Annotated in this window: 22 protein-coding genes and 1 pseudogene; 4 read left to right on the forward strand and 19 right to left on the reverse strand. The window is 71.0% G+C overall.

Annotated features, from left to right (window positions below; genetic code table 11):
- The 13 genes from FBZ33_RS23735 to FBZ33_RS23795 form a co-directional block, all read right to left on the reverse strand.
- Positions 1-969 (reverse strand): sugar phosphate isomerase/epimerase, encoded by a 969-nt coding sequence (locus FBZ33_RS23735; protein ID WP_141910728.1) that lies wholly within the window; start codon positions 967-969, stop codon positions 1-3.
- A complete protein-coding gene (locus tag FBZ33_RS23740) occupies positions 966-1,820 on the reverse strand; it encodes an SCO3242 family prenyltransferase (RefSeq protein ID WP_141910729.1) in 855 nt (284 codons plus the stop codon). Before FBZ33_RS23740 ends, FBZ33_RS23735 begins: the two co-directional genes overlap by 4 nt.
- A complete protein-coding gene (locus FBZ33_RS23745; RefSeq protein WP_141910730.1) occupies positions 1,804-2,970 on the reverse strand; it encodes an inositol-3-phosphate synthase in 1,167 nt (388 codons plus the stop codon). Before FBZ33_RS23745 ends, FBZ33_RS23740 begins: the two co-directional genes overlap by 17 nt.
- Before the next feature lie 624 nt (positions 2,971-3,594).
- On the reverse strand, positions 3,595-4,770 hold the full coding sequence (locus FBZ33_RS23750) for a Gfo/Idh/MocA family protein (RefSeq protein ID WP_370453101.1): 1,176 nt from the start codon (positions 4,768-4,770) through the stop codon (positions 3,595-3,597).
- Between the two features lie 54 nt (positions 4,771-4,824).
- Entirely contained in the window at positions 4,825-5,877 is a 1,053-nt protein-coding gene (locus FBZ33_RS23755; RefSeq protein ID WP_141910731.1) for a substrate-binding domain-containing protein, read from the reverse strand.
- A 98-nt stretch (positions 5,878-5,975) separates the two neighbouring features.
- Positions 5,976-7,103 carry an ABC transporter permease gene (locus FBZ33_RS23760; protein ID WP_088949644.1) on the reverse strand — a complete coding sequence of 376 codons (1,128 nt, stop codon included), beginning with the start codon at positions 7,101-7,103 and terminating at the stop codon, positions 5,976-5,978.
- Complete coding sequence (locus FBZ33_RS23765) at positions 7,100-8,608, reverse strand: sugar ABC transporter ATP-binding protein (protein WP_185755517.1); 1,509 nt, start codon at positions 8,606-8,608, stop codon at positions 7,100-7,102. Before FBZ33_RS23765 ends, FBZ33_RS23760 begins: the two co-directional genes overlap by 4 nt.
- 193 nt (positions 8,609-8,801) lie before the next feature.
- Positions 8,802-9,998: an ROK family protein gene (locus FBZ33_RS23770; RefSeq protein ID WP_255509032.1), complete on the reverse strand. Its 1,197-nt coding sequence runs from the start codon at positions 9,996-9,998 to the stop codon at positions 8,802-8,804.
- A 243-nt stretch (positions 9,999-10,241) separates the two neighbouring features.
- Positions 10,242-11,267 carry a YihY/virulence factor BrkB family protein gene (locus FBZ33_RS23775; RefSeq protein WP_141910732.1) on the reverse strand — a complete coding sequence of 342 codons (1,026 nt, stop codon included), beginning with the start codon at positions 11,265-11,267 and terminating at the stop codon, positions 10,242-10,244.
- Positions 11,268-11,331: 64 nt separating this feature from the next.
- Positions 11,332-12,141, reverse strand: coding sequence for an ABC transporter permease (locus tag FBZ33_RS23780; RefSeq protein WP_141910733.1), 810 nt, complete (start codon positions 12,139-12,141; stop codon positions 11,332-11,334).
- Between the two features lie 9 nt (positions 12,142-12,150).
- Positions 12,151-12,948 (reverse strand): ABC transporter permease, encoded by a 798-nt coding sequence (locus FBZ33_RS23785; RefSeq protein WP_141912912.1) that lies wholly within the window; start codon positions 12,946-12,948, stop codon positions 12,151-12,153.
- Positions 12,949-13,193: 245 nt separating this feature from the next.
- Positions 13,194-13,736, reverse strand: a complete 543-nt coding sequence (locus FBZ33_RS23790) for a hypothetical protein (RefSeq protein WP_141910734.1) — start codon at positions 13,734-13,736, stop codon at positions 13,194-13,196.
- A 204-nt stretch (positions 13,737-13,940) separates the two neighbouring features.
- Positions 13,941-14,873, reverse strand: coding sequence for an ABC transporter ATP-binding protein (locus tag FBZ33_RS23795; RefSeq protein WP_088949649.1), 933 nt, complete (start codon positions 14,871-14,873; stop codon positions 13,941-13,943).
- Between the two features lie 132 nt (positions 14,874-15,005).
- Between FBZ33_RS23795 and FBZ33_RS23800 the strand changes: the two genes are divergently transcribed.
- Together FBZ33_RS23800 and FBZ33_RS23805 are read left to right on the forward strand one after the other, a co-directional pair.
- Positions 15,006-17,375, forward strand: a complete 2,370-nt coding sequence (locus FBZ33_RS23800; protein ID WP_141910735.1) for a TRAP transporter fused permease subunit — start codon at positions 15,006-15,008, stop codon at positions 17,373-17,375.
- The gene (locus FBZ33_RS23805) at positions 17,372-18,391 is read left to right on the forward strand and encodes a TAXI family TRAP transporter solute-binding subunit (protein ID WP_141910736.1); all 1,020 of its coding nucleotides are present in this window, start codon (positions 17,372-17,374) and stop codon (positions 18,389-18,391) included. Before FBZ33_RS23800 ends, FBZ33_RS23805 begins: the two co-directional genes overlap by 4 nt.
- Positions 18,392-18,400: 9 nt before the next feature.
- Here the strand turns inward: FBZ33_RS23805 and FBZ33_RS23810 are convergent, their stop codons facing one another.
- Positions 18,401-18,937 (reverse strand): hypothetical protein, encoded by a 537-nt coding sequence (locus tag FBZ33_RS23810; protein ID WP_141910737.1) that lies wholly within the window; start codon positions 18,935-18,937, stop codon positions 18,401-18,403.
- Positions 18,938-20,840: pseudogene (gene dnaG, locus FBZ33_RS23815) on the reverse strand (DNA primase).
- Positions 20,841-20,953: 113 nt separating this feature from the next.
- On the opposite strand from dnaG, the gene FBZ33_RS23820 reads away from it, so the two are divergent.
- Positions 20,954-22,159: a low temperature requirement protein A gene (locus FBZ33_RS23820; RefSeq protein ID WP_141910739.1), complete on the forward strand. Its 1,206-nt coding sequence runs from the start codon at positions 20,954-20,956 to the stop codon at positions 22,157-22,159.
- Between the two features lie 7 nt (positions 22,160-22,166).
- Here the strand turns inward: FBZ33_RS23820 and FBZ33_RS23825 are convergent, their stop codons facing one another.
- The 3 genes from FBZ33_RS23825 to FBZ33_RS23835 are packed head-to-tail and all read right to left on the reverse strand — an operon-like array spanning position 22,167 to position 24,701.
- Positions 22,167-23,024, reverse strand: a complete 858-nt coding sequence (locus tag FBZ33_RS23825) for a siderophore-interacting protein (RefSeq protein WP_141910740.1) — start codon at positions 23,022-23,024, stop codon at positions 22,167-22,169.
- A gap of 15 nt (positions 23,025-23,039) precedes the next feature.
- On the reverse strand, positions 23,040-24,305 hold the full coding sequence (locus tag FBZ33_RS23830; RefSeq protein ID WP_141910741.1) for a deoxyguanosinetriphosphate triphosphohydrolase: 1,266 nt from the start codon (positions 24,303-24,305) through the stop codon (positions 23,040-23,042).
- A 42-nt stretch (positions 24,306-24,347) separates the two neighbouring features.
- Entirely contained in the window at positions 24,348-24,701 is a 354-nt protein-coding gene (locus tag FBZ33_RS23835) for a VOC family protein (protein ID WP_088949656.1), read from the reverse strand.
- A 252-nt stretch (positions 24,702-24,953) separates the two neighbouring features.
- Between FBZ33_RS23835 and FBZ33_RS23840 the strand changes: the two genes are divergently transcribed.
- A complete protein-coding gene (locus FBZ33_RS23840) occupies positions 24,954-25,454 on the forward strand; it encodes a roadblock/LC7 domain-containing protein (protein ID WP_141910742.1) in 501 nt (166 codons plus the stop codon).
- 43 nt (positions 25,455-25,497) lie between these two features.
- Here FBZ33_RS23840 and FBZ33_RS23845 read toward each other — a convergent pair whose 3' ends face one another.
- A complete protein-coding gene (locus FBZ33_RS23845) occupies positions 25,498-25,956 on the reverse strand; it encodes a MarR family winged helix-turn-helix transcriptional regulator (protein WP_141910743.1) in 459 nt (152 codons plus the stop codon).
- Positions 25,957-26,019: the final 63 nt, after the last annotated feature.

Genomic DNA, 26,019 nt, shown 5'->3' on the forward strand with positions numbered 1-26,019 from the left:
CTACATATGCACCGGGGCCTCTTTGGCTGGTGTCGCCTCGGTGGGTGTCGCCTCGGTGGGTGCAGAGCAAAGGGTGCGGGCAGGGTGGTAATCGGTGGCGGCTGCGGCGCGCAGGAACTCGATCGACCGGGCGGCCACGGCGGGCGCGGCGTGCGAGTCCCGGGGCAGCTCGACGGCGACCAGGCCGCGGTAGCCGGCGTCGCGCAGCGCGGCCAGCACCGGCGGGAAGTCGATCTCGCCGACACCGAACTCCAGGTGCTCGTGCACGCCCCGGCGCATGTCGTCGATCTGCACGTTGACCAGGTGGTCGGCCACCTCGGCGACGCACTGCGGCACCGGCCAGGGCTCCAGGCACCGGCAGTGTCCGATGTCGAGGGTGATGCCGAAGCGGGCCGGGTTGTCGAGAGCGGCGTGCAGCCGACGCCAGTCGGCGATGTCCTGCACCAGCATGCCGGGCTCCGGTTCGAAGCCGAGGGTGACGCCGGCGGTGTCGGCCGCGTCGACCACTGTGGCGCAGCCAGCCACCAGTCGGTCCCAGGCGCACTGCGGTGACACCGCCTCGGGTCGGACACCGGCCCAGAACGAGACAGCCTCGGCGCCCAGGTCGGCGCCGATTCGCACGGCGCGGCGCAGGAACTCGATCCGCCGGGTTGGGTCGTCGTGCAGCAACGTCGGAGCGTGTTTGTGCCACGGGTCGAGCAGGTAGCGGGCCCCGGTCTCGATCACCACGGCCAGTCCGAGCGCCTCCAACCGTTTGCCGACGGCGGCGACCCGGCGGGTGAGGCCGGGCGCGAACGGGTCCAGGTGGTCGTGGTCCAGGGTGAGCGCCACCCCGTCGTATCCGAGGTCGGCGATGACGGCGAGCGCGTCGTCGAGCCGATGGTTGGCGAAGCCGTTGGTGCCGTACCCGAGGCGCAGCGTCGTGGCGTCGGCGGCCGGCGCACCGGGCCGGGGCTCGGGGATGCTCATGTCGGGGAGACCTTCCGGGCCAACCGTCGACCCAGCGGCGCGGCCGCCGCGACGGCCACCCCGAGCAGACCTGCTCCACCGCGCGCGGTGAGCGCCCCCTGGAGGGCGGGCAGCCCGGTGATCCCGGCGCCGACGGCGGCGCGGACCCGCCCGGCCGACGGGTCCCGGACCACCTCGGCCTGGGCCGCGCCGTAGCGGGCGGCGTACCAGCCGGCCAACACGGCGGGCAGCACCGCAACCCGCCGAGGGGCGGCGACCGCGGCACTGGCGGCGACCAACGCGGTGCCCGCGAGGGTGCGCATCGGCAGTTTCGCGTCGGCGCCGGTGACCTCCCGGCGGGACAGTGCGGTGACCGTCCAGGTGTGCGCGGCGACCGTCGCCGCCGCCGGCAACGCCCGGGTCACCCGTCCACCCGACGCGCCGAGCAGCACATCCAGCCCCCGGCAGGCGGCCATCACGGCCGGACCGGCGGAGGTGTTCTTGGCCAGCAGGTCGTACCCCCAGATGGTGGCTGCCAGCGGCACGGCGAGCGCGACGGCGCGGCGACCGCCCACGGCGGCGGCCAGGCCCACGCCGGCGGCCGTGAGACCCGCCGCGAGGCCCACCGCGGCGGCCGGGGTGACCCGACCGCTGGGGATCGGGCGCTCGGGGCGTTCCACCGCGTCCAGGCCCCGGTCGGCCCAGTCGTTGGCGGCCATGCCGGCCCAGTAGAGCAGCACCGACGCGCCGGCCAGGGCGGGCGTACGCGGGCTCAGCGCGCCGGCCGCCGCCGCACCGGCGATCACGTCACCGGGCACCGAGAGCGCGGCCGGTGCCCGGACCAACTCGGCGAGATCAGCCAACGTTGTCATGGACACCGTCCCCGCCGGCGTGCAGCTGCCGGGTGAAGTCGCTCAGGCGGGCCCACTGCTCGCCCAGCGAGTGGGTGGGCGAGCCGAGCGGGTCCTTGAAGAAGAAGCCCAGCTCGGCCAGCGGCCCCACCTGCCCGGCGGCGTGCGCGGCGGCGGTGAGCCGGGCCAGGTCGAGCACCAGCGGCGCGGCCAGCGCGGAGTCGCAGCCGTGCCAGGTGAACTCCATCCGCATGCCGGTGCCGAGGAAGCCGGCGAAGGTGATCAGATCCCAGGCGGTCTTGAAGTCGCCCAGATCCTCGACGTACTCGATGCGGGTGCCGCCCTGCGGGACGTAGCCCAGCGTCTCGCCGAGCACCCGCTGCTTGCTCTGCACCTTCGCCGCGTTGGCGGCCGGGTCGGCGAGGGTGGCGCCGTCGCCACCGCCCAGCAGGTTGACCCCGGACCAGGAGCGCACGGCCAGGTTGCGCATCGCGAACATCGGCGCGAGCACCGACTTGACGAGGGTCTCCCCGGTCTTGCCGTCATGCCCGGCGTACGGCAGTCGGGCCTCCTCGGCCAGCGCGGCCAGCGCGGGAAGCCGCAGCCCGGTGGACGGGGTGAAGTCGACGTACGGGCAGCCGGCCAGCACCGCCGCGTACGCGTAGAGGGAGCTGACCGGCAGCACCTCGTCCGGCCCGGCGAGAGCGGCGCGCAACGCGGCCGGGTCGGCGTGCCCGGGGTGCGGCTCCGGTGCCGGCTCGGTGGCGGAGACGTTGACCACCACCACCCGGTCCAGATGGTGCCGCTCACGGAAGCTGGTGAGGTCGCGGACCACGGCGTCGGCCCGGTCGGCCTGGGTGGCACCGACCGGTGCGGGGCGCAGCTCCTGCTCGACCGCGTTCAGCTCGTCAGGGAGCGCGGCGACCAGCCGCCAGGGGATGACACCGGCGTCGGCGAGGGCCTCGGCGCGCTTGGACAGCGGGGTGGTGGCCAGGTCGTGCCCGCCGAAGACGAGGTCGGCGAAGCTCGGCAGGGCGGGGCCACGCAGCTCGGGCAGCTCGGTGACGCAGCCGGTGGGCCCGGCCAGGCCAGCCCGCAGCGCGAGCCCCCCGACGATGCTGGTGGTCGCGACGGAACCACGCGCTCCTACCAGCCAGACACCTGTTCGCATGGTGCTCCTTCCCCGTTCACGAGGAACCGCGGTACCGCTAAATATAGGAATATCAGAATATGTTTCGGAAAGATACGCCCCGGTTTTGCGGGGCCCCGTCCGCCCGTCCCACACCGGTTTGGCACCGGGTTCCGACGTCGGCGTCGGCGGCGACGACGCCGGACCGGTTTCCGGTCAGGGCGCGGGCAGACGGGGCTTGGTAGACAGGGTCGGGTCGGCGTCTCGACCCTGTCTCCCCCGCACCCGACCGGCCGGGGCGCTGATGCGTCCCGACCGGGCGTCTCAGGCCGCCGTGCCCACCAGGTCACCGACGGCAGCACGACCCGCCGGACGTCGGCGAGTGGTTGCGGTACGGGTGGGGGCAGCGGCGGGCGGTGCCATCAGGTCCTCCGGATCTCCGGATTGGTGGCGGTCCTCCGGTGCGGCCGGGGAATCCCGGTCCGGTCGCACCGGACGACCGTCCTGCTCGTGCGCCACCGGGCCGTAGTGCCCGGCCGCACGCTCTCCGACGCCGACCTCGTCCCGGCCGCGGGGCGCAATCCGCGGCCGCTCCCTCGCCGGTCGGCTTCGGGAAGCTGGTAGGGCGATGGTGGTGCGATCACCACCATCGCGGATGGTCGATGGTCAGACGGCCGCCGCGATCAGCGCCGGCTCCACCTCGGTCCAGGAGGAACCGAGTTCCGCCGAGCGGGTCACCGCGTCCAGCACCAGCTGGACCTGCAACGCGTCGGCGAAGGACGGAGTCGGGTCGACGCCGGTGGCGACCGCCTCGATGAAATCGCGCATCTCGTGCGTGAACGAGTGCTCGTAGCCGATGATGTGGCCCGGAGGCCACCACGCCGACATATACGGGTGCTCGCCCTCGGTCACCAGGATGCGGCTGAAACCCTGCTCCACGCTCGGCCTGGTGGCGTCGTAGAACTCCAGCTCGTTGAGCCGCTCCAGGTCGAAGATCACGCTGCCCAGCGAGCCGTTGATCTCGACACGCAACGCGTTCTTGCGACCGGTGGCGAACCGGCTCGCCTCGTACGTGGCCAGGGCGCCGCCGTCGAGCCGTGCCACGAAGACCGCGGCGTCGTCGACGGTGACCGGCCCGGTGGGGGCGGTGTGGCCGTCCACAGTGGCCGCCAGACCACTCGACTCGGCCGGCAACGGCCGTTCCTTGACGAACGTCTCGGTGACCGCGCTGACCCCGCTGATCTTCTGGCCGGTGACGAACTGGGTCAGATCGATGATGTGCGCACCGATGTCACCGAGCGCGCCGGAGCCCGCCCTGTCTTTCTGCAACCGCCAGACCAGCGGGAACTGCGGGTCCACGATCCAGTCCTGCAGGTACGTCGCACGGACGTGTCGAATCACCCCGAGTCGTCCGTCGGCGACCAACTGGCGCATCATCGTGACCGCGGGGACCCGGCGGTAGTTGAACCCGCACATCGACCGCACCCCGGAGGCCCGGGCGAGTTCCGCCGCAGCGGTCATCGCCCGTGCCTCCGCCACCGTGTTGGCCAACGGCTTCTCGCACAGGACGTGCTTACCGGCAGCCAACGCGGCGAGCGCGATCTCGGCGTGACTGTCGCCCGGTGTGCAGACATCGATCACGTCGATGTCGTCCCGGTTGATCAAGTCACGCCAGTCCGTGGTGTACGCGTCCCAGCCGAGCCGGTCGGCGGCATCCGCCACCTTCGTTGTGTCTCGACCGCAGATCAGCGCCATCCGGGCCCGCGCCGGCAGGTCGAAGACGCGGTTCACGGTGCGCCACGCCTGTGAGTGCGCGGCGCCCATGAACGCGTAGCCGACCATGCCGACCCGCAGTTCTTTGTCTGTCGTGGACAAGGTGGGTCTCCCCCCGGTATGTCAGAACCCGAGCTTGTCGTAGCTGCTCGCGTTCTCCTTGGTGATCGTCTCGGAGGCCAGGGTTACTTCCTTGGGAACCTGCAGTTCCGTCAGGTCGCCCAGGCCCCGGCCCTGCGCGACGAGCCGCGCGAGGGAGACTGCCGACGAGGCCATCGACGGGTTGTACGTGACCGTCGCCTTGAGCACGGTGTTGTCGGCCTTGATCGCGTCGATCGCGAGCTTCGAGCCGGCGCCGCCGACCATGAAGAACTCCGACCGGTTGGCCTGCTTGATGGCGGCAAGCACACCGATGCCCTGGTCGTCGTCGTGGTTCCAGACCGCGTCGATCTTCGGCAGCGCCTGGAGCAGCTGGGCCGCCTCACGCTGGCCGCTGTCCGAGGTGAACTCGGCGGAACGACGGTTGTTCACCTTGAACCCGTAGGTCGCCAGGGCCGCCGCGAAGCCGGCGCTGCGCTCGACGGTCAGCGGGATCTCCAGGCCGGCGATCTCACCGATCACCGGGTTGGCGATGCCCTTGGCCTTGAGCTGCTTGCCGATGAAGTGCCCGGCCGAGACGCCCATGCCGTAGTTGTCGCCCTTGATGACCAGCCGCGAGGCCAGCGCGTCGGGGAACGCCCGGTCGAGGTTCACGATCGGGATGCCCGCCTGCATCGCCTGGAGGGCAACGGCGTTGACCTCCTTGCCGTCGTGCGGCAGCACGACGATGATGTCCGGCTTCTGGGCGATCAGGGTGCCGAGCGTGGAGCGCTGGGCCTCGGAGTTCGACCCACCGTCGACCTCCTGGAACTCCACGTCCGAGTAGGCCGCGGCCTGAGCCTTGGCGTTGGCGTGGATCGCACCCATCCAGCCGTGGTCGGCGGCCGGCGCCGAGAAGCCGATGACGACCTTCTTGCCCGGCGCGTTGTTGCCGGCGCTGTCTCCGGCGGCCTTGGTCTGGGTGCTGGCTGCCGGCGTCTCGTTGCTGGTGCAGGCGGTGAGAAGGGTGGCGGCGCCTACTGCGGCTCCACCGAAGAGCAACCGGCGGCGCGACAGGTCGCGACTGTGCTGGGTCATGAATGACCTCCTGGGAGCGGGATTTGAGTTGGTGAGGGTGTGCGAGGCCCGGCCACTGTCGAATTTCTCGACGTCGCCCGGGACAACGGTGCGGTGCGTCAGGTTGCGGTGGTGACCCTGTTCCGCGCGAGGAGCCGAGTGACGGACTTGAACTGGAACTGCTGGACCAGGACGGCGGCGACGATGATGCCGCCCTTGACCATGTTCTGCGCCTCGATGGAGAGGCCGTTGATGGCGAAGAGGTTGGTGATCGTGGCGAAGATGATGACGCCGAGCAGGGAGCCGACGATCGTGCCCCGACCACCGCTGAGCAGCGTTCCACCGATGATGGCCGCGGCGATCGCGTCCAACTCGTACAGGTTGGCCATCGCCGCCTGCGCCGAGGTGGCCTGCGAGGTGAGCATGATGGCGGCGATGCCGCAGCACAGACCGGAGAGCGCGTAGAGCAGCATGGTGTGGCGGCGGACGTTGATGCCGGCCAGCCGTGCCGCCTCCGGGTTACCGCCGACGGCGATGGTCCGCCGGCCGAAGGTCGTCCGGTTGAGCACTACCCAACCGGCCAGCACCACTGCGCCGAGGATGTAGACGAGGATCGGAATGCCGATCACCTTGCGCGCCGCGATGTCGTTGATGAAGGTGCTGCTCGACACCTGGGTCTGCTTGTTGGAGATCGACGCCGCGAGGCCCCGCGCGGCCACCAGCATCGCGAGCGTCGCGATGAACGGCACCAACCGCCCGTACGAGATGAGCACCCCGTTGACCAGACCGACACAGATGCCGACCGCGAGGGCCGCGAAGATCATCCCACCGGCGCCGTAGCTCTGGGTGGCCACCGTGGTGCACCAGACGCCGGCCAGCGCGACGATCGCCCCGACCGACAGGTCGATGCCACCGCCGATGATCACGAACGTCATACCGACCGTCACCACGCCGACGACCGAGGCGAGCTGAAGGATGGCCAGGACGTTGTTCCAGACCCAGTTCGGGTCACCGTAGAGATCCGGCTTGGTCACCGCGCCAACCACGATCAGTGCGGCCAACACACCGATCAGACCGAGGTTGCGCTTGGCGCCGTCGCCGCCGTCGCCCCGCCACCAGGAGAGCCGACCCGCGGATGCTGCTTTATCGCCGGCCACCGCCGTCTCCGCCGGGTCCACCGGCGGTGACTGCGCCGGAAGCTGCGGGCGCTCCGGTGTCGCGGTGGGAGTGGGAGTCGCGTCGCTCATGCCGGTGCGCCTTCCATCAAGGACCCCGCCATCACGAGGTCAAGCACAGTGTTCTCGTCGAGTTCGCCGGCCGCGGCTTCGCGGACGACCCGCCCTTCCCGCATCACCAGCACCCGGTCGGCCAGACCCAGCACCTCGGGCACCTCGCTGGAGACCAGCAGCACCCCAACGCCCTGAGCGGCCAATCCCCGGATGACCTGGTAGAGCTCAGCCCGGGCGCCCACGTCCACGCCCCGGGTGGGCTCGTCGAGCAGCAACAACTTCGTGCCGCCGAGCAGCCATCGCCCGACCACGACCTTCTGCTGGTTGCCGCCGGACAGCGTGCGTACCGGCCGGTCGACGTCCCGGGGCCGCAGCTCCAGGGTCTCGGCGATCCGGTCCGCCTCGGCGCGTTCCTTGGCGGCGTTGGTGAAGCCGAGCCGCGCGTACCGGCCGAAAGTGGCCAGCGTGACGTTGCGGTAGATCGGTTCACCGAGCAGCAGCGCCTGGCTCTTGCGTTCCTCCGGGGCCATCCCCATACCGGCCCGCACCGCCGCGCCCACGCCGGGACGCAGCACCTTGCCGTTCATCCGGACCGAGCCGGCCTCCGCTAAACGGGCGCCGTAGATGGTCTCCAGCAGCTCGGAACGGCCGGAGCCGACCAGCCCGGCGATGCCGACGATCTCCCCGGCACGCACGTTCAACGAGACGTCGGCGAACTCGCCGGGCCGGGTCAACCCCTGCACCTGGAGCAGGTCGGCACCCGCGGCGTCGTCGCTCGGTCGGTCCGGGAAGACGTACTCGATGGTCCGGCCGGTCATCCGGCTGACCAGGTCGCGGGTCGGGGTGTCGCGCGCCGGCAGGTTCGCCGCGGTGGTCCGACCGTCCTTGAGTACGGTGACCCGGTCGCCGATCTCGCGGATCTCCTCCAGACGGTGGGAGATGTAGATGACGGCGATGCCCTGCGCGGTCAGCTCCCGGATGATCCGGAAAAGGTTGCCGACCTCGTCATGGGCCAGCACGGCGCTCGGCTCGTCCATGATGATCAGTCGGGCCTCGTGCGACAGCGCCCGGGCCATGCTGACGATCTGCTTGCCCGCCGCCGGCAGCGACCGGACCATCCGCCCGGGCGGAATCTCACCGTGGCCGAGCCGACTGAGGATCTGCCGGGTGTGCCGGGCCATCCGGCCGCGCCGGACGAACCCGAAGTTGCGGTACTCGTGGCCGAGGAAGGCGTTCTCCGCCACCGACAGGTCCTCGACGAGGTCGAGCTCCTGGTAGATGGTGGCGATGCCGGCCTTCATCGCGGCCTGCGGGTTGGCGAACGTGACCGGCTCGCCGCGCCACTCCACCTGCCCGGAATCCGGTTGGTGCACCCCGGAGAGCACCTTGATCAGGGTGGACTTGCCGGCGCCGTTCTGACCGAGCAGACAGTGCACCTCGCCGGCACGCACCTCCAGCTGCACACCATCGAGCGCGCGTACGCCGGGGAAGGTCTTGACCACATCGGTGAGGCGCAGGACCACCTCGCCCGCGACGGTGTCAGCGGGAGCCTCGACCAGCGGTGCCTCGGCGACGGCCTCAGCCGACGCGGTGGCGGCGTCATCCTCGGGCAGAGCCACAGTCTCCTCCTCGCTCACGACAGGATCTCGGTCAACTTCACGGCACCGGCCGCTGGTCGCGACTGCGGGGCTCGCAAGCCCGGCTCACTGCTCGCGCTCATGACGCGTCCGCGAAGGCGACGTCACTCGCGAGCACCGCCGCCCCGGTGACACCGGCACGGCCACCGAGCTCGGACAGCACGACGGGCAGGTTGCCGGTGGCCAGCGGCAGCGACCGGCGATAGACCACGCTGCGGATCTCGGCGAGCAGGATGTGCCCGAGCTGGGCCAACCCGCCGCCGATCACGATCATCGACGGGTTGGTGAAGCTGACCAGGCCGGCGAGCACACCGCCGACCCGCCGCCCGCCGTCACGGATCAGCTGGATGCAGGCCACGTCTCCCTCGACGGCGCCCTCGGCGACGTCGAGAGCCGTCACCACGCCGCGCAGCGTCATCCGCTCGGCGAGCGCCGGCGAGACGCCACTGCGGGCGGCGGCGGTGGCTTCCTTGGCCAGCGCGGCACCGCTGAACAGCGCCTCCAGGCAACCGATGTTGCCGCAGGAACACATCGGACCGTGCGAGTCGACCTGGATGTGGCCGATGTCGCCGGCGCACCCGTCGGTGCCCCGGTAGACCTCGCCGGTGAGGTAGATGCCGCACCCGATCCCGGTGCCGATCTTCACGAAGAGGAAGTCATCTACCGAGTGGGCGACCCCACCGTGCCGCTCACCGATCGCCATGATGTTGACGTCGTTGTCGACCACCGCCGGGCAGCCGTGCTCCCGGCTGAGCAGCTCGCGCACCGGGAACCGGTCCCAGCCCGGCATGATCGGCGGTGAGACCGGAACGCCGTCGCGGAAGCTGACCGGGCCGGGTACGCCGATGCCGACCGCGTCCAACCGCTCGTACGCACCGTCGACCCGGGCCTTGTGCAGCAACTCGTTGACCCGTTGCAGGGTCACCTTCGGACCGTTGCGGATGTCGGCGGCCTCGCCGTAGTGGGCCACCGGTTCGAGGCGGCCGTTGACCACCTCGATGTCGATCGAGCTGGCACCGAGGTCGACGGCGGCGAAGCGGAGCTTCGGGTTCAGCTCGACCAGGGTCGAGCGACGCCCACCTCGGGAGGCGGCGAGCCCCGCCTCTGCGACGTAGCCCAGCGCGACCAGACGTTCCAGCTCGGCCAGCATGCGGGGGCGCGGCATCTGGAGCCGGTCGCCCAGCTCGGCCCGGGACACGGCCCCCTCGTCGCGGAGCAACCGCAACAGTCGTACGTGCAGGGGATCGACGGTCCGCAACGGGGGCCACCTCTTCATCAGCCTCGTTCACATCGACGTCATGTCGATGTGTTGTGTCCGACACAGTAGGAGCGTTCCGCGCCGCCTGTCCAGAGCTTCAACCGTTCCGAGACCAACTTTTGTCCGAAAGAACAAAAGCTACTAGTCGATCAAGAAAAGGATCACGGGCCGCCCGCAACCGCTTGCCAGCAGTTCCATCGATGGACACGAAATCGCCCCGCCAGCCGGACGTGCGGTGGCGGGGCGATTCGTCCGAGGCGGTCAGCTGCGGTCGGCGGATCCCCTCTTCTTGCGAAGCTTGCGGTCGTCGCGCAGCTCGACGTACGGCTCGTCGTCGACGTCGTGACCCGCCTCGATGGCGCGGCCCCGCTCCAACTCGGCGTCGAACTCGGCACCCAGCAGGATCGCGATGTTGCTCAGCCAGAGCCAGACCAAGAAGATGATCACCCCGGCGAGCGCGCCGTACGTCTTGTTGTACGAGCCGAAGTTGCTCACGTAGAAGGCGAACAGGCCGGAGATCACCAACCAGATCACCACGGCCAGCACCCCGCCCGGGCTGACCCAGCGGAAGCCGCCGTGCCGCGCGTTCGGCGAGGCCCAGTAGAGGATCGCGAACATCAGGCTGACCAGGATCAGCAGGACCGGCCACTTGGCGACGTCCCACACTGCGACGGCCGTCGAGCCCAACCCGATCACGTCACCCACCGACTCGGCGAGACGACCGGTGAAGACCACGATCACCGCGCTGACCAGCAGCAACACCCCGACCACCGCGGTCACGCCGAGCCGGATCGGGAGCGTCTTCCAGATCGGCCGCCCCTCCGGCACGTCGTAGATGGTGTTCGAGGCGCGCATGAACGCGCCGATGTAACCGGACGCGGACCAGAACGCGGCCAACAGACCGATGATCGCCGCGACGCTGGCCAGACCGCCGTTCTGCTGGGCGGTGTCGATCGCGCCCTCGATGATCTTCTGGATGCTGTCGTTCGGCACTGCCTGGTTGACGGTGTCCTTGACGCCCTGGGTGGCACTCTTGCCGAGCAGACCGAGGAGGGAGATCAGCACCAGCAGGCCGGGGAAGATGGACAGCACGCCGTAGTAGGTCAACGCCGCCGCCCAGTCGGTCAGGCTGTCGTCCTGGAATTCGCGGACCGTCCGGCGCAGAGCCGCCTTCCAACCGCTGCCGGGCAGATCGGTGGGGCTGTCCGGCCCCGCGTCGGGCCCGACCGGCGCATTCGCGGGATCACGCTCCCGCTTTCGCTGGGCGGAAGACTCGTCCGAGGCCATCGCCCCTCCTCTTCGTCGGTGGTGTCACCACCGGACATGCCCCGTGAACGCGCGCGGATAACCCCTACTTGTAGAGCAACCTGCCCATCCGGCGGGAGGCCACGAACAGGCCGACCGCCAGCATCGCCAGCAGGTAGAGCACGTCGAGCACCCAGACCCAGCCACCGCCGCCCAGCGCGACCCCGCGGATCAGGTGCACCGACCGGTACAGCGGGGTGACCTCGACCAGCCAGTGCAGCAGAGTCGGGTAGGCCTGCGCCGGCACGAAGGTGCCGGAGAACAGGAACAGCGTGAACTGCGCGGAGCCCACCAGGTCGAAATCCTGCCAGCTGCGCATGAACGTGGAGATCGCCATGCCGAGCGCCCCGAACGCGAACCCGACCAGCACCGCGGCCGGTAGGGCGGCCAACGCGCGGCCGACGCTGGTCAGATCCAGAGCGACCATCACCCCGAGGAACGCGGCCGAGTAGGCGCTGCCCCGCAGCATCGCCCAACCCAGCTCGCCAACGGCGATCTCGAACGGCCGTACCGGGGTGGCGATCATCCCGTCGTACAGCTTCATGTATTTCATCTTGCCGAAGAAGTTGAAGGTGGTCTCCGCGAGCGCCCCGGTCATCGCCGAGGACGCGAGCATCGCCGGGGCCACGAACTCGGCGTACGAGACCAGTCGGCCGTCGGGCAGCGGCAGCTCGCCGACGAGCGCCCCAACGCCCACCCCGATGGAGAGCAGATAGAGCAGCGGCTCCACGAAGCCGGACAGCAGCAGCAGCCAGTAGACCGACTTCAGTGCCGAGAGGTTGCGCTCGACCACCGACGCCGACCGCCGGGACGCGGCGGAGACGTCGACCAGCCGGGGCAGGATCAGCGTGACCACGGCGCCTCCCTAGACGACGAGCTTGCGACGGAACGTGCGCAACGCCAGCAGCCAACCGGCGACGGCCCAGGCGGCCAGGTAGAGCACATGCCCGGCGACCGACCACTGTGGGGCGATGCCGAGCGTGGCCGCGCGACACAGGTCGACGGCGTGCCACAGCGGCGTCACGTACGCCAGCCACCGCAGCGCGTCGGGCAGGGACTCGACCGGAAAGAACACCCCGGCGAAGAGCGTCATGGGGATGACGGCGAACCGGAACAGCATCGCGAGCCAACTGTCGCTGGACACCGACGCGGCGTACGCGAAGGTCGGCGCGGCGACGGCCAGCACGAGCAACGCGACCACCGGCAGGGTGACCACCGCCCACGGCGACCGCAGCGCCCCGAACAACCCGGTGACCAGCAGAAACGCCACGATCGTGGTGAGCACCCGGAACAGCACGAAGGCCAGGTGCCCGGCCACGATGTCGCCCACCCGCAGCGGCGACGCGCTCTGCGCGAAGTAGGTCTTGACCCACTGGAAGTTGCTGAACACCGGCCAGGTCGAGTCACCGACGGTCACCTGGAGCGCGGTCGAGGCGATCAGCCCGGGCACCAGCCAGTCGAGGTAACGCACCCCGCCGACGCCCTGGTCGATGTAGGCGCCGACGCCCAGCCCGAAGCCGAGCACGGTCAGCACCGGCAGCAGGAACGACGAGAACACCCCGGCCCGCCAGGTGCGTCGTAGACCCACCAGATAGTGCTCGAAGACCGCGTACGCCGGCACCCACGGGAACCGCCCGCGCGTCGCTGTCGCCACGCTCACCACGACCACCCCCACCCACCGTGCCGACCACCACGACCTGTCTACCTCCGGGGTACGACAGGCCGCCGGTCACCCTACGACGCCCCCGGAGGCGTGTCGCCCGGGTTTCAGCGGCTTGATCGACTCGGCTTCCAGGAACTCGGGGTGTCAGAGCCGCCCCGATGCCCCGACTTCCCGAAAGCCGAGTTCGACACGAGAGACCGGTTGCCGCTGAACAGTCAACGGCCGGCCTCGGCTGTCTGCGCCAGTCAGGCCGGCCGGCGAGCGCGGACCAGTGCCTGGACGGCGTAACCGAGCAGCAGCAGCCCCGCACCGGTGCCGACCACCCGACCCGCGGCGACCGCCGAGCCGAACGCGGCCACGAGCCCCGCCGCCGCCACCACGCACAGCGCGACACCGAGCGGCCTGAGCAGCGGGTCTCGCAGCAGCGGAGCGAGCGGGAAGAAGTGCAGCCCGACCACCGCGCAGACCAGCACCGGAATGTACTCGGACCGGTCGGCGGCAGCCAGCAGGACGGCGCCCAGCCCGGCGGCGGCGAACTCGGCGACGACGATGAGCAGGTACCGCCGGTTGGTCGCCCGCTCCTGCGCACCGCCACCCTCGCCCCGGGGACGGCCAGACATCACACCGCCCAGCACGGCGGTGATCATGGACGCCACGCTGCCGACCACCAACAAGGCGCGCCACGGCTGCTCCACCGCCGGCACGCTGAACCAGACCGTGGCGAAGATGCCCAGGTAGAGGGCGGTTAGGCCGGCCTGATGCCGGCTGTTGGTCGGCGTGTTGGACATGGAACCCCCGTGGTCGGCTGCTGAACGGGCGGATGCGCTCGCCGGGCTGGCGATGCTACGCAAGGTCACCTGCATCCACCGGCCCGTCGGTCGGGCGATGTTACGGCCAAGATCGAATGCAGTCGAACGGCGATCGTTGGCAGCTGAGCGGTGCGACACGCCGGAGAAGTTGTCGCTGAGCTGCCAACGATCAGCCGAGGTCGGTCAGTCGACAAGGGTGCGGCCGGTCAGGTGCAGGAAGACGTCCTCCAGGCCGCTGCGCCGCACCAGCACGTTGGCCGGGTTGAGCCCCAACGCGGTGACCTCGGCGACCGCCGCGTCGCCGTCGGGCACGTAGAGCAGGACCCGGTCGGGCAGCACCTCGACCCGCTCCCCCAGCCCGTCTAGCTTGCTGGCGAACGGTTCCTGCGACTCGGCGGCGAAGCGCAACTCGACCACCTCGCGGGTGGAGTGCCGCTCGATCAGCGCCCGGGGCGACCCCTCCGCGACGATGCGGCCGCCGTCCATCACCACCAGCCGGTCGCAGAGCTGCTCGGCCTCGTCCATGTAGTGCGTGGTGAGCACCAGCGTGACGCCCTGCTGCTTGAGCCGGAACAGCCGCTCCCACACCAGGTGTCGGGCCTGCGGGTCGAGCCCGGTGGTCGGCTCGTCGAGCAGCACGATCTCCGGGTCGTTCACCAGCGCGCGGGCGATGGTCAGCCGACGCTTCATCCCACCGGAGAGCGGGTCGACCTTGCTGTCGGCGCGCTCGGTGAGCTGGACGAAGTCGAGCAGCTCGTCGGCCCGCTCGCGGGCCGCCCGCCGTGAGATGCCGAAGTAGCGGGCGTAGACGGTGAGGTTTTCCCGGACCGTCAGCTCCGGGTCGAGATTGTCGAGCTGCGGGCACACCCCGAGCCGCGCCCGGATCGCCGGCCCGTCAACCACCGGGTCCAGGCCGAGGATGCGCAGCTCGCCCCCGCTCGGTGGAGACGTGCAGCCGACCATCCGCATGGTGGAGGACTTGCCGGCGCCGTTGGGCCCGAGGAAGCCGAACGCCTCACCCGAGCGCACCTCGACATCGATGCCGTCCACGGCGGTGAAGCCACCGAACCGCTTCACCAGCCCGCGAGCCTGAATCAATGGTCGCCCCGAAGTCACCGCCCGACCCTAACCGCCCGGTCCGACAGCCCTCCACGCAAATATCCGCCCGTGCCCAACCGGCCACCCCGTCAACGGCGAAACCCCGATCGGTGCCCCACCGGTTTGCTGATCGACGTGTATCGTCCCCTCGTGCCGCCCATCAGCTCGCCCGATGGTTCCTCGTCACCCGTCCGACCAGCCAACTCTCCCGCCGGTGAGCCCGCGACGGGCCCCAGCAGCGCGGCCCCGCGACCGCGACCGTCAGCCGAGCTCACCGCGCCCACCGAGCCCGCCGAGACCCCTGCGACCGGCGACGACCCGAGCAGAGACGACCCCACCAGGCACGACCCCACCAGGCACGACCCAAGCAGGGACAACCCGACCGGCGACGGCGACTCCGTCGCCGAACGGGCGACCCGGGATCTGGCTGCCCAGTTCGAGGACGAGAAACCGGGCCGCGTGTTGTCCGGGCCGGCGGGTCTGCTCCTCACCGCGGCGGCGCTGGCCGTTGGCGCCCTCTCCCTCTGGCAGGTGTTCCGCCCGCTGTCGCAGGGCAGCAAGTATTACTTGATCATCTTCCTGGCCGGCGTACTCCCGCTGGTCTTCCTCGCCTACCCGTCCGACCTGCGGCTGCGGGCCCGCCTGGCGGCCCGGCGCGGACGACGCAGCACCAAAGGCAACGGCAACCACGACACTGACGCACCTGTCCTGACCCGCCTGGCGCCCACAACGCCAACCACGACGGACTGGGTCCTGGTCGTGCTGGCGGTGGCGGCCTGCCTCTACCCAGTCCTGCCGGTCCCGCTCGGCTCGGGTGGCGGCGGCTATAACGCCTTCCTCGACCGGCAGGGTCTGCTGGTGCCGGCGGACCTGGCGATGGGCACCATCCTGCTGCTCCTGCTGCTGGAGGCGTGCCGACGCACGACCGGCTGGATCCTGCCCGCGGTCTGCCTGCTCTTCCTCGGCTACGGCTACTACGGCGGGTTGCTCCCGCAGTCGTGGCCGGTCGCCCATGCCGGGCTCGACTTCAGCCAACTGGTGGACGCGTTCTACAACTCCGACAGCGGCTTCTACGGCACTCCGCTGGACGTGGCCGCGTCGTACATCGTGCTGTTCACCATCTACGGCGCTGTGCTGGAGCTGTCCGGGGCCGGGCGGTTCTTCGTCGAGCTGTCGGCTGCGGCGTTCCGCCGCTCGCGTACCGCCGCCGGGCGGACGGCGGTGGCCTCCGGCTTCCTGCTCGGCACCGTCTCCGGCTCCGGGGCGGCGACGACAGTGAGCATCGGGGCGGTCACCTGGCCCCTGCTGCGCCGCGCCGGCTATCCCCCGGAGCGGGCCGGCGGCATGCTGGCCGCGGCCGGGGTTGGCGCGATCCTCTCCCCACCGACCCTGGGTGCGGCGGCGTTCATCATCGCCGAATACCTGGGCGTCTCGTACCTCCAGGTGCTGGGCTGGGCGACGGTGCCGACGGTGCTCTACTACCTCGGCATCCTGCTCTCGGTGGAGATCGACGCGCGCCGCTCCGGCGTACGCCCCGTCGTGATCGACGTCGGTTCGCCCTGGCGTCTGCTGGCCCGCTTCGGCTACCACTTCGCCTCGCTGATCGCGATCATCGTGTTCCTCGCGGTCGGCGTGTCCGCGACGAGGGCAGTCGTCTTCGCCACCCTCCTGGCGGTCGCGCTCTCCTTTCTGGACCGCACGAAGGACCGCGCGTACCGGCTCACCCCGGCCCGGCTCGTGACCGCGCTCGTCACCGGCGTACGCGGCGTGCTCGCGGTCTCCGCGGTCTGTGCCGCCGCCGGCATCATCACGGCGACCACCACGAAGACCGGCCTCGGACCGCAGGCGGCGGCGTTGCTGATCGGTGGGGCGAAGGCGGCCACCTCGGACCCGACCCTGGTCCTGGTGCTCACCGCGCTGCTCGCGGCCGTCGCCCTCAGCCTGCTGGGCCTGGCGGTGCCGGTCACCGCCTCGTTCGTGATCGGTTGGGTGATCGTCGGTCCGGCTCTGCTCGACCTGGGTGTGAGCGCGCCCGCCGCGGCGATGTTCGTCTTCTACTTCGCGGTCCTGTCCGAGGTGTCCCCGCCGACCGCGCTCGCCGCGGTGGCCGCCGCCGCGGTGACCGGCGGCCGGCTGGTGCCGACCATGTGGCAGACCCTGCGGTACGCGCTGCCGGCCTATCTGACCCCGATCGCGTTCGTCATCACCCCGGCCGGGCTCGGCCTGCTCGGCATCGGTGGCGTCCAGCGGATCGCCTTCGCCGCCGTGGTGACAGCGCTCAGCGTGGCGGTGCTCGCCGTCGCCGCCGGTGGCTGGCTGCCCGGGGTGGGGCCCGCCGGCGCCCCGGAACGCGTGCTCGGTGCCCTCGCCGGTGTCACCCTGCTCTGGCTCGAACCCGTCCCGGTCATGGTCGGTGCGGCACTGGCCGCCGTTGCGGCGGCAGGTGTGTTCGTCCGACGTGGATCCGCCGGTCGGCCATCGTCCGGATCACCAGCAAATCCTGTGGAGGAACAACTGTGAGACGAATCGACGTACGCCTCGCGGCGGGCCTGAGCGCTCTCGCCCTCGTCACGGTCGGCGCCACGGCTTGTGGAGGTCAGCAGGGCGGCGCCGACAAGGACGACGCGGCCAGCGAGGTCACCTGCGAGGTGACCAAGGAGACCCGTGTCGGCATCGCCACCGGCAACGCGACGGGCGTCTACTACGTGGTCGGCAACGCCCTGGCCGGGCAGTTGTCCGGAGCGACCGGCGGCAAGCTCACCGGCACCGCGGCCGAGACCGGCGCCTCGGTGCAGAACGTCGAACAGCTCGTCGGTGGCCAGTACGACGTGGCGTTCTCCCTGTTCGACACGGCGGTCAACGCGGTCGAGGGCAAGGGCAGCTTCACCGCGCCCCAGCCGGTGGAGGCGCTGGCCCGCATCTACGACAACTACACGCAGGTGGTGGTTCGCAACGACTCCGGGATCACCTCGGTGGCCGACATGCGCGGCAAGCGGATCTCCACCGGTTCACCGAAGTCCGGCACGGAGGTGATCGCCAACCGGCTGCTGGCGGCCGCCGGCCTCGACCCGGCCAAGGACATCCGCGCGCAGCGGCTGGACCTGACCAAGACGGTCGAGGGGGTCAAGGACGGCAGCGTCGACGGGTTCTTCTGGTCCGGCGGTCTGCCCACCGGGGGCCTGACCGACCTGTTCACCACCGCCGGCGACTCGGTGAAGTTCGTCGACATCGCGCCGTTGCTGCCGAAGATGACCGCGTCGAGCCCCGGCTACCAGGAGGGCACGATCGGGCGGGACGCGTACGGGACGGCGACCGACACCCCGACCATCGTCGTGCCCAATGTGCTGTTGGTCCGCAAGGACCTGGACGCCAATGTCGCCTGCGCGATCACCCGGACGGTGTTCGACAAGCGCGACGCCCTGGCCCAGGCCAACCCGGCGGCCAAGGGGATCTCGCTGGAAAAGGCCCGCAGGACCCTGCCGGTGCCGCTGCACCGCGGCGCGGAGAAGGCGCTGAAGGATCTCGGCGCCAACTGACCCAACCGGTCAGAGATCGGCCGGCGCGGTGGCGGCACGGGCCGCGCCGACCAGACGGTCGGTCTCGGCGAGCAGTGCCTCGTCGTCCGCGGGGGTGCCGGGGTCGAGTCGGACCGTCCAGGTCAGACCGTCGGCCCCGGCCACTCGGCGGGCCGCGACCCGCGCCGCGCCGCCGGGCACCGGCTGGTGCTCGGTGTACGCGACCGAGCGGGTCACCCGCGCCCGCACCTGGTGCGGCAGCTCGCGCGGGTCGAGGAGGAAGTATGTCTCGGCCGGGCCGTCGGCGACCACCGTGTAGCCGTCGCGTTCGACGACGGTCTCGGCGGGGGTGACGGTCAGCTCCCGGCCGGACCAGACCGCCTTGAGGATGGTGTGCCAGCCGAGCCGTTGCCCCCGACCGGGCAGCCACAGCCCGAGGTTGGTGGCGACCACCACTCCGTCGCCCTCGCCGTTGCCAACGGCCGCCCATGCCAGCACCCGCTCGTCGGCGGTCAGCGGCGGCCGGTCGGCCGGCGGCAGCTTCGGCTTGCGGCTGAACAGTCCCATCTAGAGGCCTCCCGCAGCCTGCTCGCGCAGCGCCCGGGCGTGCTGCTCCAGGGACAGCAGCTCACCGAAGGCGGCGAAGTACTCGTCCTTGTTGTTGACCGGGTTGATCCGCTGGATGCGGGACTTGATGTCCCGGATCCGGGAGGTCACCGACCCGAACTGCACCCGCGCCATGGTGATCGACACGTAGCGTGGGTCGGCTTCCCCGTCGATCCGCAGCGGCTCCACCGCCAGCTCACCGACGAGCGCCGCCGACGCCAGGTCGTCGCAGGCGTCGCGGACCGACTCGATCCACACCGCGCCGCCGGTGGCTGACGCGGCGCCGCCGGCCGCCGCGATGGCCGCGCGCACCCCGACGTGCACCGGGTGGCGGTATTCGGTGGCCTCGACCGCGTCGAACATGGGCCCGGCCAGGACCGGCTGCTGGAGGGCGAGTTTCAGCGCCTCCCGCTCGACCATCGACTGCGGGCTGTCCGGAGTCGGCTCGGGGCGGGCCGATGCGGGGCGGGTGGCGGGTGCGGCGTCGCGGGTGCCGGGCGGCGGGGTGTTGGCGGCGGCGAGCACCGCCCGCTGCACCGGCTCGATCTCCATGCCGAGGTCCATGGCGAGCTTGCGGACGTACTCCGGGCGCTTTTCCCGGTCCTTGAGTCGTGCGACCAGCGGCGCGGCGTGGCGCATGGCCTCGACCCGGCCGTCGACGGTGTCCAGGTCGAAGCGGCCGATCACGTGTCGCAACGCGAAGTCGACAAGCGGCTCGCGGCGCGCGACCAGGTCACGCACCGCCAGGTCGCCCTTGGCCAGTCGCAGGTCGCACGGGTCCATGTTGTCCGGGCTGACGGCGATGAACGTGCGCCCGACGAAGCGCTGGTCGTCCTCGAAGGCGCGCAACGCGGCCTTCTGGCCGGCGGCGTCGCCGTCGAAGGTGAAGATGATCTCGCCGGCCACCTCGTCGCTGTCGAACAGCAGGCGGCGCAGAACCGAGATGTGGTCCGCGGCGAAGGCCGTGCCGCAGGTCGCCACGGCAGTGGTCACGCCGGCCAGGTGGCAGGCCATCACGTCGGTGTAACCCTCGACGATCACCGCTCGCCCCTGCTTGGCGATCTCCCGTTTGGCCTGGTCGATGCCGTAGAGCACGTGCGACTTCTTGTAGATCGGCGTCTCGGGGGTGTTCAGGTATTTCGGGCCGTCGTCGTCGTCGAAGAGCTTGCGCGCGCCGAAGCCGATCACGTCGCCGGCGAGGTCGCGGATCGGCCAGAGCAGCCGGCGGCGGAACCGGTCGATCAGGCTGCCGGAGCGGGCCTCCCGGGACAGCCCGGCGGTGACCAGCTCCTGGTGGGTGAAGCCCTGCTGGCGCAGGTGCTTGGTGAGCAGGTCCCAACCGTCCGGTGCGAAGCCACAGCCGTAACGCTCGGCGGCGGCCCGGTCGAACCCTCGCTGGGCCAGGAACTCCCGCGCCGGCCGGGCACCCGCGGTGCTGAGCTGCGCCCGGTAGAACTCGACCGCGGCGGCGTGCGCGGCGACCAGGCGCTGGCGCTGGCCCTGCTGCGGGCGAGGGCGCGGGGCGCTCTTGTCGTCCTCGATGTAGCGCAACTGGATGCCGGCGCGGCCGGCGAGCCGCTCGACGGACTCCACGAAGCTGAGGTGGTCGGCGTCCATCAGGAACTTGATTGCGTCACCGCCGGCCCCGCAGCCGAAGCAGTACCAGACGTTGCGGGCCGGGGAGACGTTGAACGACGGGCTCTTCTCGTCGTGGAACGGGCACAGACCCTTGAGGTTGCCGCCGCCGGCGGACTTCAGGGTGACCGTCTCGGAGATCACATCCCCGATCGAGGTGCGTTCCCGGACCAGTGCGATGTCCTCGTCCCGGATCCGCCCAGCCATGCGCCACCCCCTCGGCGTACATCCTGCCCTGCCGGGCCGACAACACGCCGGCCGGGGGACGCCGGTGTGGCGGCCACCGCTGCCGGCTGGGCGGTTCGGGCCCGCAGGCCGGGCCCGCCCGGGGACCATGACCAGATGCGCAGGGTACGGACCGACGTCCCCCGCCTGCCCAGATGGTTGGCCGGTCGGATTGGGCTACGCGGACAGGCCCCGCCTGCGGACGAGGCCGGACACCGCCATGCCACCTGGTTGGAGCTTTTCCTCGACCTTATCTTCGTGTACGCGCTGGCGGCGGTCGTCGCCCGGCTGGGCAGCGACCCGACCCCGTCGCCGAGCGCCGTGCTGGCCGTGATCGGGCTGTTCGTGGTGATCCAGTGGGCGTGGGTGGGGCAGGTTTTCTACGACACCCGGTTCTACCCGGATGACGCGCTGCACCGGGTGCTGGTGCTGTTCGCGTTGGTCGGCGCGGGCGCGATGACGCTCGGCGTCGACGAGGTGCCGGAGAGCGTGCTCCTGCCGGTCGGGTACCTGATCGTGCGCGGGGTGCTGCTCCTTCTGTACCTGCGGGCCCGGCCGACCAGCCCGATGGCCGGCATGGTGACGACGGTCTACCTCATCGGCTTCGGGTCGGGCTGGCTGATCTGGCTGGTGTCGCTGACCGCGCCCCCCGACCTGCGCCCGACGCTGTGGGTGGTCGCGATGGTCATCGAACTGGCCACACCCTGGGTCGGGGCGCGCTGGCTCAACCGCTGGCCGGTGGACAACCGGCACCTGCCGGAACGGATCGGGCAGTTCACGATCATCGTGCTGGGTAGCGCCCTGGCCAGCCTGCTCTTCGCCGTGCCGGACCATCCCCCGCCCCACATGATCCTCACCGCCGGGTTGGCCTTCCTGATCCCGGCGGCCGTCTGGTGGGTCTACACGACCTTCGTCACCACGCGACTCCTCCAGAGTCGTCTGCGGGGCGGGCAGGCGTACAGCTACCTGCACATTCCGCTCGGCGGTGCGCTGCTGCTGCTCGGCTGGGCGCTCGGGCAGGTGGTCCGGCTGGTCGACGACGACGCACCCCGGCTGCCGCTGGAGCTGCGGCTGCTGCTGGCCGCCTCGATGGTGGTGTGGACGGTGTGCGGCCTGGCCCTGTACTGGTTGTGGACCCGGCCGAGCCTCGCCCGGTTGGCGATCGCCGCCTACGGGGTGGTCTCGGTCAGTGTGATCACCGCGACGGTGCACGAGCCGAGGCTGATGCTGTCCCTGCTCGCCGCGGCGATCGTCGGGTACGCCGTGCTGCTCAGCCGCCGACTCGCCAGGGCCAGCGAGTCGACCCAGACGCCCGAGGGATGATCCGCCCTCAGGCGGCCGCGGCCTGCTCGGTCACCACAGCGGGGGTTTCCTCCTCGGCTGTCACCTGCCGGTTCCAGTCGGCCTTGGTGGAACGCCAGCCCTCGTCGTCCATGCCGCGCCGCCAGTAGCCGGAGATGGAGAGCCGATCGAGAGGCACGCCGCGCTCGCCGCGCAGCAGCCGGCGCAGGTCCCGGACGAAGGCAGCCTCGCCGTGCACGAAGGCGTGCACGGTGCCGGCGGGGAACTCCAACGCCCGCACCGCAGCGACCAGCGCCTCGCCCACCGGGCGGTCGCCGCGGTGCAGCCAGGTCACCGTGACCGCGCCGGGGCTGAGCAACTTCTGCTCATCCGACGGGTCGGCGATCTCCACGAAGACGTGGGCCGGTGCACCCAGCGGCAGCCGTTCCAGGGCGGCGGCGATCGCCGGAAGGGCGCTCTCGTCGCCGACCAGCAGGTGCCAGTCCGCGTCCGGGCTCGGGGCGTACGCGCCGCCGGGGCCGACGAAGTGCACCGGGTCACCCGGGCGCAACGCGGCGGCCCACGGGCCGGCCAACCCCTCGTCGCCGTGGTGCACCACGTCCACGGTCAGCTCCCCGGCCAGCGGGTCCCAGCGTCGCACCGTGTACGCGCGCAGCCGGGGCCACTGCTCCCGGGGCAGGTCCCGACGGATCGCGGCGAGGTCCAGCGGCTGCGGATAGTCGACACCGGGCTGCGGGAACACCACCTTGATGTAGTGGTCGGTGAACTCGCCCACCGGCAGACCGGTCAGCTCGTCCCCACCGAGGACGAGCCGGATCAGATGCGGGGTGGGCCGCTCGGTGCGCAGCACCCGGGCCGAGGTGACGTTCCTGGGGCGTTCCGTCATATCAGTTAGGCTAGCCTAAGCTGCCCCGTCGTGGGTCGGCGGTGTGTCCCCGCCGACGAGACGGGTGTGCCAGGTCACCGCCGCCGGGTCGGTGAGCGAGGCGACCTGGTCGATCACAACCCGCAGTCGGGCGGTGTCGTCCGGGGCGGCCCGCCACAGCGGAGCGAAGATCGGGTCGAGCCCTTCCGGAGCCCGCCGCACCAGCGCGGCGACCAGCTCGGCCAGCATCGTCCGCTGCCGCTCGTAGCGGCCCCGGAAGCCGGTCCGACGCATCACATACCGCAGCGCGATGCCCTTGAGCAGGGCACACTGCGCCCGGACCAGCCGAGGCACCACCAGGTCGGCGGCGTAGCGGCGATGTGGTCCGGGGCCGAAGCGCTCCTCCGTGGCAGCCACCGCAGCGGACACGAACCGCCCGGTCACCCCGCTGGTGGTGGCCTTCAGCGCGACCTGCGCGCGATGACTGCCGTCGTAGCCGGCCAGTGGGGCGAGCAGCGGATCGGCCAGCAACTCGACCAGCACCTCGGCCAGGTCGGCCGCTGACTCCCCGGAGTAGGCGCCAGCCACGTCGGCGCAGAGCGCGGCCCGCTCGTCGGCGTCGCCGAGCAGCGGACGCAACGACACGTACCCGCCGTGAATGCCGTCCTCCACGTCGTGCACCGAGTACGCGACGTCGTCGGCCCAGTCCATCACCTGCGCTTCCAGGCAGCGCCGATCGCCGGGCGCACCCTCCCGGATCCAGTCGAAGACGGTCACGTCGTCGGCGTACACCCCGAACTTGCGCTCGCCGGGGCGGCGCGGCCAGGGGTACTTGCCGATCGCGTCGAGCGACGCCCGGGTCAGGTTCAACCCAGCGGACGACCCGTCCGGGGCGAGCACCTTCGCCTCCAGCCGGGCCAACACCCGCAGGGTCTGCGCGTTGCCCTCGAAGCCGCCGCACGGTGTGGCCAGCAGATCCAGAGCCGCCTCGCCGTTGTGCCCGAACGGCGGGTGCCCCAGGTCGTGGGCGAGCCCCGCCACGTCCACCACGTCCGGGTCGCAACCCAGCCGGGCGCCCATCTCCCGGGCGATCTGGGCCACCTCCAGCGAGTGCGTCAGCCGCGTACGCAGGAAGTCATCGGTCCCGGCGGTGTGCACCTGGGTCTTCGTGGCCAGCCGCCGGAACGCCGCCGAGTGCAGCACCCGGGCGCGATCACGCTCGTACGGTGAGCGGCGGTGCCCGGTGTCCTTGGGCGGCTCCTCGACCAGCCGGGCGTCCGCCGCAGCAAACTCACTTTTCACGCAGCCGCCGTTGTTCGCGACTGCGGGGCTCGCAAAACCGGCTCACTCCTCGCGCTCACGCAGGACGCAGAACTCGTTGCCCTCCGGGTCTGCCAGCACCGTCCACTCCACGTCACCCTGACCGATGTCGACGTGCCGGGCGCCCATGTCGACCAGCCGCTCGACCTCGGCCTCCCGGTTGGCGGGGCGCAGATCGATGTGCAGCCGGTTCTTGCGGTCCTTGGCGTCGGTCACGGGCACGAAGACCAGGCCGGGCAGGCGGTCCGCGGACTGGCGGATCTCCACCTCGTCCGGACTCTCGCTGACGACCTGGTAGCCGAGCGCCTCGGCCCACCAACGGGCCAGTCGCGCCGGATCGCGGGCATCGACGGTGAGGTTCTCCCAGACGCTGGTCATTCAGTCACCTTTCCCGTTCGACGGCATACGCAATCGGCCGTGTGCGAGCCAGCCAAGATTACGCCCGCCACCGCTGGTCGACCCGCCCACGACGCATCGACGATTGGCCCACAACCGCCGATTGGCTTGGAGTTGTCAACCGATCGCTGAGGGTTATGGGCCTGCGGGCGGAAGTCGCGCCCGGTAGCGTTCCCAGCGCGGAATGTGACCAGCCGACCGACATGCGGAGCCCAACCGGTAAGGGGAAATCTCGTGGACGCGGACACGGTGGTGGGAACGGAACTACGCGGGCTGCGCCGCCGCCGGCCCGAGATCGCCGGCACGGTCCTGGCCGGCACCGACGGGCTGCTCATCTCCAGCGATCCGCCCAGCACCGACGCCACCCATCTCGCCGCGCTCGCCGCAGCCAGCTTCGGGCTCGGCCACCGGGTGGCCGACACGGTCCAACGTGGTGAGTTCCGGGAGTCGGTCGTCTGCACCACCGCCGGTTGCGTGGTGACCTACCCGGCCGGGCGCACCGCCCTGCTGACCCTGGTCACGTTGTCTGCGGCCGAGGATCTGGAAGCGCTGCACGAGGAGGCCCGTGCCGTGGCCCGTCGGGCGGGCTCGGTGCTGGACAGGCGCGGTGGGGCAGTCGGCGCCACCTCGATTCAGGACGCGCACGGGCCGCTCGCCGTGCGTACGCCGATGGCCACCCTGCCGGCGCAGTTGCGCCGCTCGTCCCGGCCCACCTGGCGTCGCCCGCCGATCTGACCGCAAACCGCCAAACCCCCTCGACGGCACAGCGGCGCAGGAACTAGCCGGCGGCCGTGCGGGTGGCCGGGCGCCTGGTGTCGACGTTGCCGGTCATGGCGTTGAGGATGGCCGGCAGTTCGGCCACGGTCTGGTCGGGCAAGCCGGTCACGGTTTCCTCGGCCAGACCATGCCACAACTTCTTGACCTGGTCGGCAAGCGCCTTGCCGCTGTCGGTGAGTTCGACGATGCTGGCGCGCTTGTCGGAGGGAGCGGGCCTGCGGCGGATGTGGCCGGAGGCTTCGAGCTTGCGCGTCATGAGCGTGACGCTGGGCGGCTCACAGCCGAGCGCCTCGCTGAGCTGGGCCTGGATTCTCGGGCCGGTCCGGTCGAGTTCGAGCAGGAGTGCCTCTTGGCCAGGGTGCAGGCCGAGGGGGGCCAGCAACGCGGCGGCCCTGGCCCGGTGGCGCAGGCTCAGCAGGCGGATGGCCTGGTTGAGGGCATCGGCGTACTCGAAGTCCACGAACTCTCCTTGACAAGTTAGTTATGCGCATAACATTATGCGGATAACTAATTCTAGCAACAC

It is taken from the genome of Micromonospora sp. A202 (genome assembly GCF_006715105.1).
Taxonomy (GTDB): domain Bacteria; phylum Actinomycetota; class Actinomycetes; order Mycobacteriales; family Micromonosporaceae; genus Micromonospora; species Micromonospora zamorensis.

Bases quoted from the DNA above. Each gene is read 5' to 3' on its own strand.
- FBZ33_RS23740 (WP_141910729.1), bottom strand. From the start codon at position 1,820: ATGACAACGTTGGCTGATCTCGCCGAGTTGGTCCGGGCACCGGCCGCG.
- FBZ33_RS23835 (WP_088949656.1), bottom strand. From the start codon at position 24,701: ATGACCAGCGTCTGGGAGAACCTCACCGTCGATGCCCGCGATCCGGCG.
- FBZ33_RS23750 (WP_370453101.1), bottom strand. From the start codon at position 4,770: ATGGTCGGCTACGCGTTCATGGGCGCCGCGCACTCACAGGCGTGGCGC.
- FBZ33_RS23745 (WP_141910730.1), bottom strand. From the start codon at position 2,970: ATGCGAACAGGTGTCTGGCTGGTAGGAGCGCGTGGTTCCGTCGCGACC.
- FBZ33_RS23770 (WP_255509032.1), bottom strand. From the start codon at position 9,998: ATGAAGAGGTGGCCCCCGTTGCGGACCGTCGATCCCCTGCACGTACGA.
- FBZ33_RS23790 (WP_141910734.1), bottom strand. From the start codon at position 13,736: ATGTCCAACACGCCGACCAACAGCCGGCATCAGGCCGGCCTAACCGCC.
- FBZ33_RS23775 (WP_141910732.1), bottom strand. From the start codon at position 11,267: ATGGCCTCGGACGAGTCTTCCGCCCAGCGAAAGCGGGAGCGTGATCCC.
- FBZ33_RS23735 (WP_141910728.1), bottom strand. From the start codon at position 969: ATGAGCATCCCCGAGCCCCGGCCCGGTGCGCCGGCCGCCGACGCCACG.
- FBZ33_RS23825 (WP_141910740.1), bottom strand. From the start codon at position 23,024: ATGACGGAACGCCCCAGGAACGTCACCTCGGCCCGGGTGCTGCGCACC.
- FBZ33_RS23810 (WP_141910737.1), bottom strand. From the start codon at position 18,937: ATGGGACTGTTCAGCCGCAAGCCGAAGCTGCCGCCGGCCGACCGGCCG.
- FBZ33_RS23760 (WP_088949644.1), bottom strand. From the start codon at position 7,103: ATGAGCGACGCGACTCCCACTCCCACCGCGACACCGGAGCGCCCGCAG.
- FBZ33_RS23820 (WP_141910739.1), top strand. From the start codon at position 20,954: ATGCGCAGGGTACGGACCGACGTCCCCCGCCTGCCCAGATGGTTGGCC.
- FBZ33_RS23755 (WP_141910731.1), bottom strand. From the start codon at position 5,877: ATGACCCAGCACAGTCGCGACCTGTCGCGCCGCCGGTTGCTCTTCGGT.